The sequence below is a fragment of the Aeromonas sp. S18(2024) genome (assembly GCF_041402525.1).
Classification (GTDB): Bacteria; Pseudomonadota; Gammaproteobacteria; order Enterobacterales; family Aeromonadaceae; genus Aeromonas; species Aeromonas enteropelogenes.
In genome coordinates this window covers 64,039-80,374 of record NZ_JBGLQV010000010.1, presented here as the reverse complement: position 1 = coordinate 80,374, position 16,336 = coordinate 64,039, and the positions used below count along the sequence as shown (strand labels likewise).

The window sequence follows — 16,336 nt, the reverse complement described above, 5'->3', positions numbered from 1 at the left end:
GGGGCCGGCCACAGTGGTGGTGGCATGAAGAGGGGAGCAGAAGGGAACAAGATGCTGACATCTGTACTGATGGGATTGGGCTTGTTGCTGCTGTTTGAAGGGCTGGGTCCGCTTTTGATGCCAAGAGCCTGGCAGCAGATGCTGCGTCTGCTGAGCGAGCAGTCACCCGAGCAGTTGCGCCGTATCGGTGGCTCTCTGGTGGTGGCCGGGGGCGTGATCCTCTGGATGCTTGCGCGTTAAGCCAACCGGTGCGAATCAGAAAATAAAAAAGAGGCCGTTCGGCCTCTTTTCTTGTGTGGTTGAGCCTTGACTCAGGCGCTACGCTGCACCGCCATATGTGCCAGAGTCTCCAGCGCCTGCTTGTGCTGGGAGTCCGGCAGAATGGCGAGAGCGGCGATGGCTTTGTCGGCCTCCTCGCGAGCCCGCATGCGGGAGTACTCCAGGGCGCCGGTGCGCTCGAGGATGGCCAGGATCTGATCGAGATGCTCCATGCCATTGCGATGCTCGATGGCATCGCGCACCAGCTGGCGCTCTTGCGGCGTACCCACTTCCATAGCCCGCAACAGCGGCAGGGTCGGTTTGCCTTCGGCCAGATCGTCCCCCACGTTTTTGCCCATGTCGTCGCTCTGGGAGCAGTAGTCCATCACATCGTCGATGATCTGGAAGGCGGTACCCAGATACATGCCGTAGTCGGTCATGGCTTGCTCGACTGGCTCAGGCTGATGGGTCAGCACGGCGGCGAGGCGGGTGGCGGCCTCAAACAGCTTGGCGGTCTTGCAATAGATGACCGTCATGTAGCTCTCTTCGGTAGTGTCGGGATCGTTGCAGTTCATCAGCTGCAACACTTCCCCTTCGGCGATGGTGTTGGTGGCATCCGACAGGATCTCCATCACCCTCAGGTTGGAGAGCTCGCTCATCATCTGGAAGGAGCGACTGTAGAGGTAGTCGCCCACCAGGACGCTTGCAGCATTGCCAAACAGGGCGTTGGCGGTTTCCCGGCCGCGGCGCAGATCGGATTCGTCGACCACGTCGTCGTGCAGCAGGGTAGAGGTGTGAATGAATTCGATGATGGCGGCCAGCTTCAGGTGATCTTCACCCTCGTAGCCTAGCGCACGGGCTGCCATGACGGTCAGCATGGGGCGCATCCGTTTGCCGCCGGCGCTGACAATATAGAAACCCAGCTGATTGATCAGACTAACGTCGGACTGAAGTCGAGCCAGGATCAGTTCATTGACCGCCGTCATGTCGGCGGCACAGAGCGCACGGATAGTCTGTTGGTCCATAAGTCTCGTAACGTGACGGCAGCAATAACTGCGATTTTTAGTAATGGCGGGGATTCTACACGATTTCACAATGGGTTACAGTTAAGCGTTTATCCACGGCGGCAGATATGCGCACAAAATAAACTTTTTGCTAAATTGGCCTTGCCTGAGCAGATCGATTTGCGTAGAATGCCCGCCCATTGTTATAGGTTTTTGTGCATGTCTGGCCTTGAGCAAAAGACATGCCTTTACGGAGTTAATCAAATGTACGCGGTATTCCAAAGCGGCGGAAAACAACACCGTGTGGCCGAAGGTCAAATCGTTCGTCTGGAAAAGCTGAACGTTGAGACTGGCGCTACCATCGACTTCAACGAAGTTCTGATGGTTGCTGCAGGCGACACTTTTAAAGTAGGTGCTCCTTTCGTTGAAGGTGGCAAGGTTGTAGCTGAAGTTGTGGCTCACGGCCGTGGCGAGAAAGTGACTATCGTCAAGTTCCGTCGTCGTAAGCACCACCGTAAGCAAGCGGGCCACCGTCAGTGGTTCACTGAAGTCAAAATCACTGGCATCAGCGCTTAATTAGAGGAGTCCGATAGATGGCACACAAAAAAGCTGGCGGTTCATCCCGCAACGGTCGCGATTCTGAAGCTAAACGCCTGGGCGTGAAGCGTTTCGGCGGCGAAACAGTTCTGGCTGGCAGCATCATCGTTCGTCAGCGCGGCACCAAGTTCCACGCTGGTGAGAACGTTGGTCTGGGCAAGGACCACACCCTGTTTGCTACCGCGAACGGCAAGGTGCAGTTCGAAGTCAAAGGTCCGCTGAACCGTAAGTACGTTAGCATCGTTGCTGAGTAATTACGGACCGCAAGGATCCGAAGCCCCGCCAACAGGCGGGGCTTTTGTTTTTCTGACGTCTTTTTGATGTTTTTGACGAAAAAACGGAACGCAGCCGACCCCGGTTCTGCAGGGCATGATTGGCAAGATGCGTATCGCCCGCAGGGGGCTGTACCACTATAATTGCGTATCGGTTTTTCGAATTAAGGTGACGGTTACCTATGAAGTTTGTTGATGAAGTCCAGATTCGAGTCGATGCCGGTGACGGTGGTAACGGTTGTGTAAGCTTTCGCCGTGAAAAATATATCCCGAACGGTGGCCCGGATGGTGGTGACGGTGGTGATGGTGGCGACGTTTACCTGATCGCCGACGAGAACCTCAATACCCTGATCGACTATCGCTTCGAGCGTTTCCATGCCGCCGAGCGTGGCGAGAATGGCCAGAGCGCCAACTGCACCGGCCGTCGCGGCAAGGACAAGATCCTGCGCGTACCGGTCGGTACCCGCGCTACCGATGAAGACACCGGCGAGCTGCTGGGTGATCTGACTCACCACGAACAGAAGCTGCTGGTCGCCAAGGGCGGTTTCCACGGTCTTGGCAACACCCGTTTCAAAAGCTCGGTCAACCGGGCGCCGCGCCAGAAGAGCAACGGCACCCCGGGTGAAGTGCGTACCCTGAAGCTGGAGCTGCTGCTGCTGGCCGACGTCGGCATGCTGGGTCTGCCCAATGCCGGCAAATCCACCTTTATCCGCGCCGTTTCCGCCGCTCGTCCGAAAGTGGCCGACTACCCCTTTACCACCCTGGTGCCAAACCTGGGCGTGGTGCGTGGCGAGAACTCCCGTTCCTTCGTGATTGCCGACATTCCGGGCCTCATCGAAGGGGCTGCCGAAGGTGCTGGCCTCGGTATCCGCTTCCTCAAGCACCTCGAGCGTTGCCGCGTGCTGATCCACCTGGTGGATATCTGCCCCATCGATGGTTCCGATCCGGCTGAAAATGCCGTGACCATAGTCCGCGAGCTTGAGAAATACAGCCCTGAGCTGGCGAGCAAGCCGCGTTGGCTGGTGTTCAACAAGATGGACCTGATCCTGGAAGAAGAGGCTCAGGAGGTGATGGATCGGGTCAAGGCTGCCCTGAACCATGAAGGGCCCGTCTACGCCATCACCGCCATCAGCAAGGAAGGGACCAAGAAGGTTTGCTACGACATCCTGGATCTGCTGGACACCATGCCCCGTCAGCTGGAAGCCGATGCGAAAGAAGCCATCGAGAAGGTTGAGTTCAAGTGGGATGACTACCACAAGAACCAGCTGGCCAAGGCCGAAGCCGAAGCGCTGGCCGCGTCCATGGCCTTCGACGAAGGGCTCGACGATGATGACTGGGATGAAGATGACGACGATGGCGTCGAAGTCATTTATGTCCGTGACTGAGTCCTGTCATTGGAATTGAAAACCGGAGCCTGCGAAGGCTCCGGTTTTTTTATGCCTGCCAGTCGGATTAATAGATATATTTGTGATGCTGCTTATTGCCTGTGATGGCCAACCGATTATACTGCCCACCTGAATTAACACTAATGAAACAATCTGCTGGCGATGTCGAATGAATCGATATGCGCTTCTGTAACGGGTTGTTTTGATGGATGGTTTTCCTGTGAAAATATTTATGCGCAGATTTATCCATAAAAAGGTTGTTTGTGCATTTTTTTAGAGTATTCTTGCGCCCGTTTTGCCGGGTTATGCGTGAGTATGCAGGTTGACCAGGCTAAGGAAAGTAACGTTAAGGTTGTCACATCATGTTGGAAAAGAGTCTGGAAGCACCGGCGGTCAACACCCGCCGCAACTTGTTGATGTTTTTGATCCCGTCCCTCATCGGGATCCTGCTGTTCATGACGCCGGTCGTCTATGAAGGCAATGTCACCATCCCGGTCGCCGTGCTGGCGAAGCTGGTTCAGCTGGTCTTTGCCGACTATCTGGTCGCCATGGTCAGCGCCGTGATCACCACCACCATGCTGATGACGATCATCACCTGGTTGTTCAAACCGGCCATCCTGGTTCGTCGTCCTTTCCTCAACAGTCTGTTCAATGTCTCCCCCTTCTGGGCCTGTGTGCGGGTGCTGGGCGGCATCTTCGTCTTGCTGACCTTCTTCCAGATGGGGCCTGAGGTGCTCTACTCGGGCGCCACCGGCGGGCTGGTGTTGCACGATCTGCTGCCGGTACTGTTCTCCGTATTCATCTTTGCCGGCCTGCTGCTGCCCCTGCTGCTCGATTTCGGTCTGCTGGAGTTCGTCGGTACCATGATGACCCGCATCATGCGTCCCGTGTTCCGTCTGCCGGGTCGCTCCGCCGTGGACTGCTTCGCCTCCTGGCTGGGGGATGGCAGCGTCGGCATTCTGCTGACCAGCAAGCAGTATGAAGGCAAGTTCTATACCCAGCGTGAAGCGGCCGTGATCGGTACCACCTTCTCTGCAGTTTCCATCACTTTCTGCTTGGTGGTGATCTCCCAGGTGAAGCTGGAGCACATGTTCGTACCCTTCTACCTGACCGTCTGCCTGGCCGGCGTGGTGGCCGCCATCGTGGTTCCGCGTCTGCCGCCGCTCTCCTGGAAGAAGGATGTCTACGCCGATGGCACTCCCCTGTGCCGCAAGCAGGAGGCGGTGCCGCATCGCCACAGCGTGTTGAGTTACGGTTACGAGCGTGCGTTGACCAAGGCCGAGAGCGTGAGTGACCTCGGTGCCGTAGCGCGGGAAGGGGTGAAGAATGCACTGGATATGGTGTTTGGCGTGCTGCCCGTGGTGATGGCCATCGGTACCTGTGCCCTGATGCTGGCCGAGCACACTCCCATCTTCAATTGGCTGGGGGCTCCCTTTGTTCCCTTGCTGGAGCTACTGCAACTGCCGGAGGCCGAGGCTGCCTCCAAGACCATCATGGTTGGCTTTGCCGACATGTTCATTCCGGCGGTGCTGGCTTCCACCATCGAAAGCGAAATGACCCGCTTCGTCATCGCCGCTATGTCGGTGACCCAGCTCATCTATATGTCGGAAGTGGGCGCCCTGCTGCTGGGCAGCAAGATCCCGGTCAAGTTGTGGGAGTTGTTCGTCATCTTCCTGTTGCGCACCCTGGTGACCCTGCCGGTCATCGCCGGTGTGGCGCACCTGCTGTTCTAAAACAACCATTGCGGACTAAAAACGGTCAACTTCGGTTGGCCGTTTTTTGATGGTCAACATTAGACCAAAGTGAATCTTCTCAAAAATTCATGGTTACATTAATGTAACAAATTGAACCCGTGCCAGCCGAGCAGTAGGCAATTCCAACCCATGTGGCCAGGAGTCACCCATGACCTCACTGCTCAGCTACCGGACCGGTCCCTGTGACCAACCTCTGCTATCCCAGACCATTGGCACTTATCTGCAAGAGATAGCCGAACGCTTTCCCGACCGCCCCGCCGTGGTGGTGCGCCACCAGCAGATCCGCTGGAGCTACCGCGAATATCTGGCCCGGATCGACAGACTGGCAAAGGGGTTGCTCGCACTCGGGATCAAGCCGGGTGACAGGGTCGGCATCTGGTCACCGAACAACATAGAGTGGTGCCTGGTGCAGTTTGCCACCGCTCGCATCGGCGCCATCATGGTCTGCATCAATCCCGCCTATCGCAGTTACGAGCTGGAGTTTGCCATCAACAACGTGGGTTGCCGTGCCCTCATCTGTGCCAGCGCCTTCAAGGGAAGCGATTACCTCGCCATGTTGAACGAGCTGGCCCCCGAACTGGCCGGCAGTACGCCGGGACGGCTCGCCGCCGCCCGTCTGCCAACCCTGGAGATGGTGATCCGGCTCGGGGAAGAGATGACCCCCGGCATGCTGAATTTTGATGCCGTGCAGGCCTTGGGGGAGGGAGTGGATCCCGCCGTGCTGGCCCGGGTGGGTGCCAGCCTCAAGCCGGAGGATGCCATCAATATCCAGTTCACCTCGGGCACCACGGGCAACCCCAAGGGGGCCACCTTGAGCCATCGCAACATCCTCAACAATGCGCGACTGGTGGCGAGCGGCATGGCGTTCAGCGAGCAGGACAAGCTCTGTATCCCGGTGCCGCTCTACCACTGCTTTGGCATGGTGCTTGGCAATCTGGTCTGCATCAGCGTGGGGGCCTGCGCCCTGTTTCCGTCGGAGGCCTTCGACCCGGTGGCAACCCTGCAGATGGTGAGCGAGGAGCGTTGCACCGCCCTGCACGGGGTGCCAACCATGTTCATTGCCGAGCTGGAGCTGCCACAGTTCGCCAGCTTCGATCTCTCCTCCCTGCGCACCGGCATCATGGCCGGGGCCATCTGCCCCGAACCTCTAATGCGCAAGGTTCAGAGTCTGATGCACATGACCGAGGTAACCATTGCCTACGGTCAGACCGAGTGCAGTCCGATCAATCACATGACCGCCATCGATGCGCCGCTGGACAAGCGGGTGACCACGGTGGGCCGTGCCCTCGCCCACACCGAGATCAAGCTGGTCGATGCGAGCGGCGAGACGGTCCCCATCGGTGAGAAGGGGGAGATCTGCTGTCGCGGCCATGGGGTGATGCAGGGCTATTGGCAGGATCCGGCCAAGACGGCACAGACCATAGATGATGATGGCTGGCTCCACTCCGGGGACATCGGCATCATGGATGAAGAGGGGTATGTCCAGATCGTTGGGCGCATCAAGGATCTGATCATCCGTGGTGGCGAGAACATCTATCCACGGGAGATCGAGGAGCGCCTCTACGAGCACCCGGCGGTGCAGGATGCGGCCGTGTTTGGCGTTGACAGCGAACGCTACGGCGAGGAGGTGTGTGCCTGGGTCAAGCTCAGGCCGGATCAGGTGGCGAGCGAGGAGGAGATCAAGCACTTCCTCTCGGCCCGCATCGCCTACTTCAAGATGCCGCGCTATATCCGCTTCGTGGAGGAGTACCCCATGACGGTGACCGGCAAGCTGCAGAAATTCAGGATGCGGGAGATGATGACGGCCGAGCTGACTCGCCAGTATGTCGAGGCTGGCGGCTGATACGATCTGCCAAGAGAAGCAGGGGCCCGTGGGCCCCTTTTCAATGTTGTGGTGGCAACTAGCTGGCCAGCAGTATCTCCTGATCCACTTCGTCCAGCTGTTCCGGGGTCAGGAAGCGCTTGGCATAGTCGCGCCAGATACCGCTGCTGACGAACAGGGTAAACAGGGCCGGATCGATATGCTGTTCTCGCACCATGTTCTGCATGATGGCCAGGGACTGGGAGACCGTCTTGCCCGATTTGTAGGGGCGATCGCTTGCGGTCAGCGCCTCGAAGATGTCGGCGATGGCCATGATGCGGGCCGGGATGCTCATCTGTTCCCCCAGCAACTGGCGCGGGTATCCCTTGCCATCCATCCGCTCGTGATGGCCGCCGGCAATTTCCGGTACGCTGTGCAGATGGCGCGGGAAGGGGAGGTGCTCCAGCATGCGGATGGTCTGGATGATGTGCTCGTTGATCTTGTAGCGCTCCTCTTCGGTAAGGGTGCCGCGGCCGATGGCCAGGTTGTAGCGCTCCCCGCGGTTGTAGAGATGTTTGGGCACCTTGACCTTGAACCCCCATGGATTGCCATCGTCAAACCTGTCCTGCTGGGGCCGCGGAATAAGATGGGAGGGTTTGTCGGCCAACAGCGGCTCAACACAGGGCAGGGTCGACGCCGGCTCACTTTGATGCAACTTGAGCTCCTCGCGGCTGATGCCGAGGCGATCGTCCAGGGTGCGCAGCCAGGTGCGGCTGGCGATGGCGTCGAGCCGCTCAATCTTCTCGGGGGCCATCCACTCGCCACCCAGATTGCATTCGGCCACGAACGCAAACTCTTCGTCCAGTTCCGACCAATGTGGAGCCGCCGCTTCGCGGCAGGCGCTCCGCTCTGACTCTGGCAGCCTGGCACAGAGGGCCTCAATATAGGCATCGCGCTTGAGTACCTCGAAACGGGTGCGTATCTCGTGGATCCGGTCGTAGATGGTCTCCAGCTTGGTGGCCTTGTCGACCACGAACTCCGGGGTGGTGACCTTGCCGCAATCGTGCAGCCAGCTTGCGATATGGATGGCTTCCCACTCCTCCTCGTTGAGACTGAAATCGGCAAAGGGGCCCTGTCGCTGGGCGCAGGCCGCCTCGGTCAGCATCTTGGTCAGCTCGGGCACGCGCTGGCAGTGGCCACCGGTATAGGGGCTCTTGGCGTCGATGGCGCCCGCCATCAGCTCAATGAAGGACTCGAGCAGTTGCTTCTGCTCTTCCAGCAGGCGCTGGTTCTCGATGGCGGAGGCGGAAGTCCCCGCCAGCGCTTCGATCAGGCTGATCCGCGAGACCAGTTCCCGAGGCGAGCACTCGGGCAGGATCAGAAACAGGTAACCGATCAACTCCTGGCGGTGATTGCGCAGGGGCTCGGCGACCAGTTCACTGGGGCCGGGGAAGGAGCCCCAGCTGCTCATGTATTGCTGCCAGCCCGTTTGGTCGATGCCGACGGAGAGCCGGTTGGCGGCGACCTGAGTCCCGAACAGTGCCGGTTGCCAGGGGACCTGTTCGATCGGCAAATCGCCCTGCAACCAGCGCGCATTGACCGCCACCATCTGCTGATCTTGCGCCAGATAGAGGCAGCCTCCCGTAGCCTGTACCGCTGACGTGGTCTCGTGCAGGATGCGGCTGATCAGGGAGTCGAAGCGATGCTCGGCAGCCAGTGCCCTACCCATGTTCATGAAGTTGCCCAGGGTCAGGCGCATGCCGGACATGGTACGGGCCAGATCATCGATCTCGCGGATCGCCGATTCGGGCTCCTTGCTGGCCGTAAAATCGAAATGCTGGATCCGCTCCGCCTCCCGGGTCAGGGCCTGCAGCGGGGTGGCGGTGCGGCGGGATACCCACCAGATCACCGGCAACAGCAACAGCAAACCGATCAGGGTGCGGGCCAGATTGACCAGCGCCGCGTCGCGCGCCTGCTGGTAGAGCACATCGGTCGAGACCAGCAGGGCAATATAGAAAGGCGAGCCCTCGCCGAGGGGGGCCAGGTTGGCCAGCCAGCTGTTGCCGTCAGGCAGGCTGATATCCAGCTCTACCGGAGTGTCCAGTAACCCGGGCTCACCGGTGATCTGCTGCTGTAACCGGGCCAGGGCGGGGTGAGCGAGGGCCGACAGCATGGGCAGCTGCTTCAACTGCTCGAAGCTGGGCAGATCCTTGGGGTCGGCGGCCAGCAGGGTGGCATGGTCATCAAACAGAACCACCTGGCTATGTTGTGGCAGGCGCAGCTCACCGATGAGGGCCGACAGTCCCTCGACGCTGGTATCGAGCCCAAGCACGGCGCGTTTGTCCTTGCTCTCCACCGCCAGGGTCATTCCGGGTTCCTTGGTGGTGAAGAAAAGATAGGGGTGGGTGACGGCAATGCCTGGATGGCGACGCGCTTGCTTGTACCAGTCACGACTACGGGGATCGTACTGGTATTGCGGCATGGCCCGGCGCTCGAGCAGCGTCAGATGCTGGTCAAAGTAGAGAAATTCCCCCTTGCCCTGATGCAGGCTCTGCACCATCAGGGTGCTGGCGAGGGGAACATTTTCCAGCTGCATTCTGGCCCGACTGGTCAGCTTGCGAACCAGAAAAAAATCGCCGTTTTCATAGCCTGCGTAGACGGCACCATAGCTGGCGCTGTTTGCCAGCACCTCGATCAACTGCGGCAGGTAACCGAGCCGTTCATCCAGGCTCTCCATGCCTGCCAGCCGGCCTGTGCGCAGCAGGCTGAGGGACATGCGGGCGGGACGTTCGTTCAACTGCAAGGCCAGGGCAAGCTGTTCCCGGTATTGCAAAAAATTCTGTCGCTCATGCTCGAGCCCTTGCTGGGTATCCTGCTGGAACTGAAGCGTGATAAGCGCTCCTCCCAGAAAGGTAAACAGCAAGATAAAGAGGGTGGCGATATGAACATAGAAGGGTTTACGACCAGGCCTGGCTGTTGTCATGGACACATCCTTGTCACACGTGCAGTTGCAGAAAAGATCAGTCAGCAGTGTGGCAATAAAATGACTAAAAAAACAGCGATGCTTTCAACCTATTCATCATTAGTCGCAGCATCCGCTTTAGGTGGATGTCCTGGCTCTTGTTCGACATCTGACAGAAACCGGTTTGTAAGGTGATTCATTCAGGTATCTCATGCTACATTGCCCCACTTGTTACTGGTCTGTGAATCAATGGAGTGACCCATGTCTGCCATCCCCTTTTCCGTCCTCGATCTGGTGCCGGTTCCTGAAGGCTCCCTACCGGCCGAGTCGTTCCACCGCTCACGCGATCTGGCGCAACATGCCGAGCGCTGGGGTTACCACCGCTACTGGCTGGCCGAGCACCACAACATGCCGGGCATTGCCAGTGCCGCCACTGCTGTGCTGATCGGCCATCTGGCGGGAGCGACCCGCACCCTGAGGATAGGGGCGGGTGGCATCATGCTGCCGAATCACTCGCCGCTGGTGATCGCCGAGCAGTTTGGCACGCTCGCCTCCCTCTATCCGGATCGAATCGATCTGGGCCTTGGGCGCGCACCGGGCACCGATCAGCGCACCATGCAGGCACTGCGCCGCCAGCGCAGCGGGGAAGTGGATGATTTTCCGGCAGATGTGCGCGAGCTGATGGACTATTTTGGCGACGAGGTGGGAGCGGTGCAGGCGGTACCTGGCCAGGGACTGCATCTGCCGGTCTGGTTGCTGGGCTCGAGTCTCTACAGTGCCCAGCTGGCGGCGGCCATGGGGTTGCCGTTTGGTTTTGCCTCTCACTTCGCCCCCGCTTTGCTGCTGCAGGCGCTGGAGATTTACCGCACCCAGTATCGCCCCTCGGCCCGCTGGCCCAAGCCCTATGCGGTGGTGTGCGTCAACATGATCGCCGCCGACAGCGAGCGGGAGGCCCGCTTCCAGTTCACTACGGTGCAGCAGCAGTTCCTGCGCCTCTATCGCGGTGATGCCGGCAAGTTGCCCGCCCCTGTTCAGTCACTGGGTGACACCTGGTCACCCCGCGAGCTGGTGGCCATGGAGCAAACGCTGGCCCGCTCCCTGGTAGGGGATCAGGAACAGGTGCGTCATGGTCTCAAGTCGCTGCTGGCCGAGACCCGGGCCGACGAGCTGATGTTCAACGGCCCCATCGTCGATCATCAGGCGCGGTTGCGCTCCTTCGAGATCGCCGCCGAGTTGATGAAGAGTCTGTAAACCAGGCAGTTTGCGGCTGGTGCTTGTCAGCTTCAGGCGACACCTGTTTCCATGGCCTGTAGTTAACATTATGATTTTAAAAGATTGTCAGGTTTATGTCGGCTTGCTGTCGTCTCACCTTGCTCAATGCTGACCTTATGCTGGCCCCGTCAATCACCACAAGGAGTGCAAGATGATCGTCAGGAAGTTGAGATTGCAGCGGGGCTGGTCACAGGAGCAGTTGGCGACCTTCTCCGGCTTGAGTGTCCGCACCATCCAGCGGATTGAGCAGGGGCAGCAGCCCGGACTGGAATCCCTCAAGGCCCTGGCCGCCGTCTTTGAACTCGATGTGGCTCAACTGGATGGAGTACAGCAACAGGAGCGCGAGATGAAAGGCAGCGAGACGTGGGAACGGGATTGGGGACAGGTATCGGTCGAGGAGCGGGCAGCGATGAGCTATGTGGAGGATCTCAGAGGCTTCTACTACCACATCGCCAGCTATCTGGTGGTGATCGGCGGGCTGTTTGTCATCAACTACCTGAGCAACCCGGATTATATCTGGGCCTGGTGGGCGGCGCTGGGCTGGGGGCTGGGACTGATCTCTCACGCCATCAACCTGTTCCAGCCCTTCAAGTTGTTCGGCCCGGAGTGGGAGCGGCGCCAGATAGAGAAACGGCTGGGGCGCAAGTTGTAACCCGCCTGACAATAAAAAGCCCGACTATCAGTCGGGCTTTTTCATACAGCCAGTATGGGCTGCGATCAGCTCGCATGCACCGGGCAGGGGGTAGCGATCAGGGCATCATCCTCGTAGCGCCACAGGGTGAGGCTGTTGCCCCAGACGCAGCCAGTATCGAGTGCCTTGATATCCTGCTTGTCGGTCTTGCCCATCAGGGCTGCCCAGTGGCCGAACACCAGGATGGGATCATCCACATGGTGCTCGCGCTGCTCGAACCAGGGGTGCAGGCCCGGGGTCGATTCGTTGGGACCCTTCTTGCATTTGAAGTCGAGCCGGCCGTCGAAGTAGCAAAAGCGCATCCGGGTGAAGGTGTTGATGATGTAGCGGTAGCGCTCTATCCCGACCAGATCGTCCCGCCAGCAGTCGGGCTGGTCGCCATACATGTTGTGCAGCAGCCAGCTGTACTGGTCACCGCGCAGCAGGCTCTCCACCTCGCGGGCACAGTTGCGGGCGGTGCGGGCATCCCAGGCCGGCGAGATGCCGGCATGCACCATCATGATCGGCAGATCTGGGTGTTCCGCCAGGAGCGGCCGGTGGCGCAGCCACTCCAGCAGGTCGTCCCGATCCGGCGCCTCCATCAGGCTCTGCAACCGGTCTTTTTTCTTGAGCGGTGCGACGCCGTTGGCGACCGCCAGCAGGTGCAGATCGTGGTTGCCGAGCACGGTGACGGCGCGGTTGCCCAGTCCCTTGACGAAGCGCAGGGTGTTGAGGGAGTCGGGGCCGCGGGCGACCAGGTCGCCACAGAGCCAGAGTACGTCATGCGCGGGATCGAACCCAGCCAGATCCAGCAGACGGCGCAAGTCGTCGTAGCAGCCCTGGATATCGCCGACAAAACAGTTCGCCATGAAACCTCAGTTGATAATATTGGGGATGGCCAGCGTGAAGGGGGCGATGGGCGCCTCAAATTGCTGACCAGAGCCATCTTGCAGGGTATAACGTCCTTCCATCACCCCGAGCGGGGTCGCCAGCGGGACGCCGCTCTGGTAGCGGTAGGTCTCCCCTTCGGCGATCACGGGCTGTTCCCCGACCACGCCCGGACCTTCGACTTCCAGCATCTTGCCATTGGCATCCGTAATGAGCCAACGCCGGTGCAGCAACTGCACCGGGCCGGGACCCAGATTCTCGATTTCAATGAGATAGTGAAACTGGTATGGATCTTTGGAGTCCGCCACATAACTGGGGTAGGGGCGGATCACGATGCGCGGGGTGGTCACGGGATCAGGCCTTTGGCTGATCCGCCAGCCAGTTGGCGATCATGACAAATTGCTCCAGGGTGAGGTTTTCGGGGCGCAGGTTGCCATCGATACCAAGCTCGGTCAGCTGGGCGTCGGTGATGAAGTTGGAGAAGCTGTTGCGAATGGTCTTGCGACGCTGGCCGAAGCCCTCGGTGCAGACGCGATTCAGGCAGCGGATGTCTTTCGCGACTATGGTCGGGTTTTTGTGCGGTACCAGACGCACCACGGCGGAGTCCACCTTGGGGGCCGGCTTGAAGGCGCCCGGGCCCACTTCCAGCACCGGGATCACCTGGCAGTAGTACTGGGTCATCACGCTCAGACGGCCATAGGCCTTGCTGCCGGGACCGGCGGCCAGACGCAGTACCACTTCCTTTTGCAGCATGAAGTGCATGTCTTCTACCCGATCGGCAAACTCGCACAGGTGGAAGATGAGCGGGGTGGAGATGTTGTAGGGCAGGTTGCCAAAGATGCGCAGCGGCCCCTTGCCTTCACCCATCAGGGTGCTGAAGTCAAAACGCATGGCGTCGGCTTCGATGACGGTAAGCTTGTCCTTCAGTGTCGGGTGCTCGCGCAGGCGGGCCGCCAGATCCCGGTCCAGTTCGACCACGGTCATCTTGTCCATCTGGGCGGCAACCGGCTCGGTCAGCGCGGCCAGACCCGGGCCGATCTCCACCAGGTTTTGGCCCGGCTGCGGATTGATGGCGGCCACGATCTGGTCGATCACGTAGCGATCGTGCAAGAAGTTCTGACCAAAACGCTTACGGGCCGTGTGGCCCATGTGCACCTTACTGCTCATATCTTTGTTTCTCTACCATCTTGATGGCGTGGTTAATCGCGGTGGTAAGGCTACCGGGATCGGCCAGGCCTTTGCCTGCCAGATCCAGTGCGGTGCCGTGATCCACCGAAGTGCGGATGAAAGGGAGTCCAAGGGTGATATTGACCGAACTGCCGAAGCCCTTGTATTTGAGCACGGGCAGTCCTTGGTCGTGGTACATGGCGAGTACCGCATCCGCATCCTTGAGGTATTTCTCCTGGAACAGGGTGTCGGCCGGCAATGGGCCGACCAGATCGATCCCCTCCTGGCGCAACGTGGCCAAGGCGGGTTCGATCACGTCAATTTCTTCACGACCGAGATGGCCCCCTTCCCCGGCGTGGGGATTGAGGCCGCAGACGTAAATGCGCGGTTTGGCGACGCCAAACTTGGCCTTGAGATCCGCATCTAGGATACGGATCACCTTGCCGAGGCGATCCTCGGTGATGGCCTTCGCCACATAGGCCAAGGGGATGTGAGTGGTTGCAAGCGCCACCCGCAGCCCCTCGGTTGCCAGCAGCATCACCACGTCGGCGGTGTTGGATTGCTGGGCGAAGAACTCGGTGTGGCCGCTAAACGATACGCCCGCCTGGTTGATGATCCCCTTGTGCACGGGCCCGGTCACCACGGCGGCAAACTCACCGCTCATGTTGCCGTCGCTGGCGCGCTGCAGGGTGGCCAGCACATAGGCGCCGTTGCCTTCGTCGAGCTCTCCGGGCATCACGGCGGCGCCGAGAGAGACGGGGCTGACGGTCAGGGTGCCGGCCCGCTGTGGATGCGCGGGCGCGGCGGGATCGTAGGGCTCAAGCTCGATGGGCAGACCCAGCAGGGCGGCGCGTTCACGCAGCAGCGCCGGATCGGCGATCACCACCAACTGGTGGGGCCAATCCTGCTGGGCTATCTGCAACACAAGATCCGGACCAACCCCGGCCGGTTCACCCGGGGTCACTGCAAGACGACGACAACGCATCAGCTGCTGGCGCCTTCGATCTGGATGTAAGCCTCATCACGCAGCTCGTCCAGCCACGCTTGGGACTCTTCCACGAAGCGACGGTTGTAGATCAGCTGATAGGCGCGCTGCTCCTGGGCCTTGTCGGTGGCATCCTGGCTGCGACGATCCTCCAGCTGGACAATGTGCCAGCCGTGAGAGCTGCGGAACGGGGCGCTGATCTGGCCCGGTTGCAGGCGGTTGACCATGTCGCGGAACTCGGGCACGTAGACGTTGGGATCAGACCAGCCCAGTTCGCCACCCTGCACCGCAGAGCCCGGGTCTTCGGAGTATTTCTCCGCCATGCTGGCGAAGCTCGCCTTGCCGCTCTTGATGTCGTGCAAGATGCCGTCCAGCATGCCCTTGGCTTTCTCTTCGCTCAGGATGATGGAGGGCTTGATCAGGATGTGACGCGCTTTCACCTCGGTCTGCATCACCTGCTGCTGACCCTTGGTGTCGAATACCTTGATGATGTGCAGGCCGGCGCCGGAGCGCAGCGGACCGACGATGTCGCCCTTGGTCGCGCCCTGAACCGCTTCGGCCATCAGGGTCGGCATCTCCTGCGGGCTCATCCAGCCCCAGTCACCCCCTTCCAGCGCCTTGGGTCCGTTGCTCTCTGCAATGGCCAGCTTGCGGAAATCGGCCCCCTGTTTGAGCGCGGCCAGAATGCCCTCGATCTTGCTCTTGGCGGCATCCAGCTGAGCTGCGGAAGGGTTGTCAGGCAGGGCAATCTGGATATGACCGAGGTGATACTCGTTCTGCTGCTGACCCTGTTTTTTCAGGATGTCGACTACCTGTTTCACCTCCTGCTCGGAGATGTTGATGCGACGGCGCACCTGGTTGCGGCGTACCTCGTTCATCAGGATCTCGCGACGCACCTCTTCCCGGTACTGGGCATAGCTCATGCCTTCGCGCGCGAGCTGGGCACGCAGCTGATCCAGGGTCATCTTGTTGTCGGCGGCGATCCCCTGGATGGCTTGTTCCAGCTGGGTATCGCTGATCTTCAGGCCCTGGCGTTCGGCCAACTGCAGTTGCAGGCTCTCCTGGATCAGGCGATCCAGCGCCTGTTTGCGCAAGGTGGCGTCGTCAGGCAGAGACTGGCCGCTCTCCTGGGCGGAGATCTTGACCTTGTTGACTAAAGCATCCTGTTGGCTGGCAAGTACCACGTCCTTGTTGACCACGGCCAGAACCTTGTCCATCAGCTCGGGGGCCGCCATGGCGGCCTGGCTTATGGCGCCGAACATTCCCGCGGTCAGCAGGGCTATCAGGGTCTTTTTCATATCCATCTCTCAAGGCTGGACCA

At 59.9% G+C, this 16,336-nt stretch carries 15 protein-coding genes; 8 read left to right on the top strand and 7 right to left on the bottom strand.

Annotated features, from left to right (window positions below; all coding sequences use genetic code 11):
• Positions 1 to 51 precede the first annotated feature (51 nt).
• Positions 52 to 240 carry a DUF2065 domain-containing protein gene (locus ACB034_RS16195; RefSeq protein ID WP_371173251.1) on the top strand — a complete coding sequence of 63 codons (189 nt, stop codon included), beginning with the start codon at positions 52 to 54 and terminating at the stop codon, positions 238 to 240.
• A gap of 71 nt (positions 241 to 311) precedes the next feature.
• Here ACB034_RS16195 and ispB read toward each other — a convergent pair whose 3' ends face one another.
• Positions 312 to 1,283, bottom strand: a complete 972-nt coding sequence (ispB, locus tag ACB034_RS16190) for an octaprenyl diphosphate synthase (protein WP_026456013.1) — start codon at positions 1,281 to 1,283, stop codon at positions 312 to 314.
• Positions 1,284 to 1,526: 243 nt separating this feature from the next.
• On the opposite strand from ispB, the gene rplU reads away from it, so the two are divergent.
• The 5 genes from rplU to ACB034_RS16165 all read left to right on the top strand — a co-directional run bounded on the left by rplU (position 1,527) and on the right by ACB034_RS16165 (position 7,113).
• A complete protein-coding gene (rplU, locus tag ACB034_RS16185) occupies positions 1,527 to 1,838 on the top strand; it encodes a 50S ribosomal protein L21 (RefSeq protein WP_005304210.1) in 312 nt (103 codons plus the stop codon).
• Between the two features lie 17 nt (positions 1,839 to 1,855).
• Positions 1,856 to 2,113, top strand: coding sequence for a 50S ribosomal protein L27 (rpmA, locus tag ACB034_RS16180; protein WP_005304202.1), 258 nt, complete (start codon positions 1,856 to 1,858; stop codon positions 2,111 to 2,113).
• Positions 2,114 to 2,313: 200 nt separating this feature from the next.
• Positions 2,314 to 3,516 carry an Obg family GTPase CgtA gene (cgtA, locus tag ACB034_RS16175; RefSeq protein ID WP_042070120.1) on the top strand — a complete coding sequence of 401 codons (1,203 nt, stop codon included), beginning with the start codon at positions 2,314 to 2,316 and terminating at the stop codon, positions 3,514 to 3,516.
• 362 nt (positions 3,517 to 3,878) lie between these two features.
• The gene (locus ACB034_RS16170) at positions 3,879 to 5,249 is read left to right on the top strand and encodes a YjiH family protein (protein WP_371173250.1); all 1,371 of its coding nucleotides are present in this window, start codon (positions 3,879 to 3,881) and stop codon (positions 5,247 to 5,249) included.
• A gap of 169 nt (positions 5,250 to 5,418) precedes the next feature.
• A complete protein-coding gene (locus tag ACB034_RS16165) occupies positions 5,419 to 7,113 on the top strand; it encodes an AMP-binding protein (protein ID WP_371173249.1) in 1,695 nt (564 codons plus the stop codon).
• A gap of 58 nt (positions 7,114 to 7,171) precedes the next feature.
• Here ACB034_RS16165 and ACB034_RS16160 read toward each other — a convergent pair whose 3' ends face one another.
• Positions 7,172 to 10,054 (bottom strand): HD domain-containing phosphohydrolase, encoded by a 2,883-nt coding sequence (locus tag ACB034_RS16160; protein WP_371173248.1) that lies wholly within the window; start codon positions 10,052 to 10,054, stop codon positions 7,172 to 7,174.
• A gap of 240 nt (positions 10,055 to 10,294) precedes the next feature.
• Between ACB034_RS16160 and ACB034_RS16155 the strand changes: the two genes are divergently transcribed.
• Both ACB034_RS16155 and ACB034_RS16150 read left to right on the top strand, forming a co-directional pair.
• A complete protein-coding gene (locus tag ACB034_RS16155; RefSeq protein WP_371173247.1) occupies positions 10,295 to 11,284 on the top strand; it encodes a luciferase-like monooxygenase in 990 nt (329 codons plus the stop codon).
• A gap of 172 nt (positions 11,285 to 11,456) precedes the next feature.
• Positions 11,457 to 11,957, top strand: coding sequence for a 2TM domain-containing protein (locus ACB034_RS16150; RefSeq protein ID WP_371173246.1), 501 nt, complete (start codon positions 11,457 to 11,459; stop codon positions 11,955 to 11,957).
• Between the two features lie 65 nt (positions 11,958 to 12,022).
• On the opposite strand, the gene ACB034_RS16145 is transcribed toward ACB034_RS16150, so the two are convergent.
• Genes ACB034_RS16145 through surA form a run of 5 tightly spaced genes read right to left on the bottom strand, consistent with a single transcriptional unit; the run spans position 12,023 to position 16,313 of the window.
• Positions 12,023 to 12,844: a symmetrical bis(5'-nucleosyl)-tetraphosphatase gene (locus ACB034_RS16145; RefSeq protein WP_371173245.1), complete on the bottom strand. Its 822-nt coding sequence runs from the start codon at positions 12,842 to 12,844 to the stop codon at positions 12,023 to 12,025.
• Between the two features lie 6 nt (positions 12,845 to 12,850).
• Complete coding sequence (apaG, locus tag ACB034_RS16140) at positions 12,851 to 13,213, bottom strand: Co2+/Mg2+ efflux protein ApaG (RefSeq protein WP_026458356.1); 363 nt, start codon at positions 13,211 to 13,213, stop codon at positions 12,851 to 12,853.
• Positions 13,214 to 13,217: 4 nt separating this feature from the next.
• Positions 13,218 to 14,030 carry a 16S rRNA (adenine(1518)-N(6)/adenine(1519)-N(6))-dimethyltransferase RsmA gene (gene rsmA / locus ACB034_RS16135; RefSeq protein WP_042070113.1) on the bottom strand — a complete coding sequence of 271 codons (813 nt, stop codon included), beginning with the start codon at positions 14,028 to 14,030 and terminating at the stop codon, positions 13,218 to 13,220.
• The gene (gene pdxA, locus ACB034_RS16130) at positions 14,020 to 15,015 is read right to left on the bottom strand and encodes a 4-hydroxythreonine-4-phosphate dehydrogenase PdxA (RefSeq protein WP_371173244.1); all 996 of its coding nucleotides are present in this window, start codon (positions 15,013 to 15,015) and stop codon (positions 14,020 to 14,022) included. Before pdxA ends, rsmA begins: the two co-directional genes overlap by 11 nt.
• Positions 15,015 to 16,313 (bottom strand): peptidylprolyl isomerase SurA, encoded by a 1,299-nt coding sequence (gene surA, locus ACB034_RS16125; RefSeq protein ID WP_342018129.1) that lies wholly within the window; start codon positions 16,311 to 16,313, stop codon positions 15,015 to 15,017. Before surA ends, pdxA begins: the two co-directional genes overlap by 1 nt.
• Between the last annotated feature and the right edge of the window lie 23 nt (positions 16,314 to 16,336).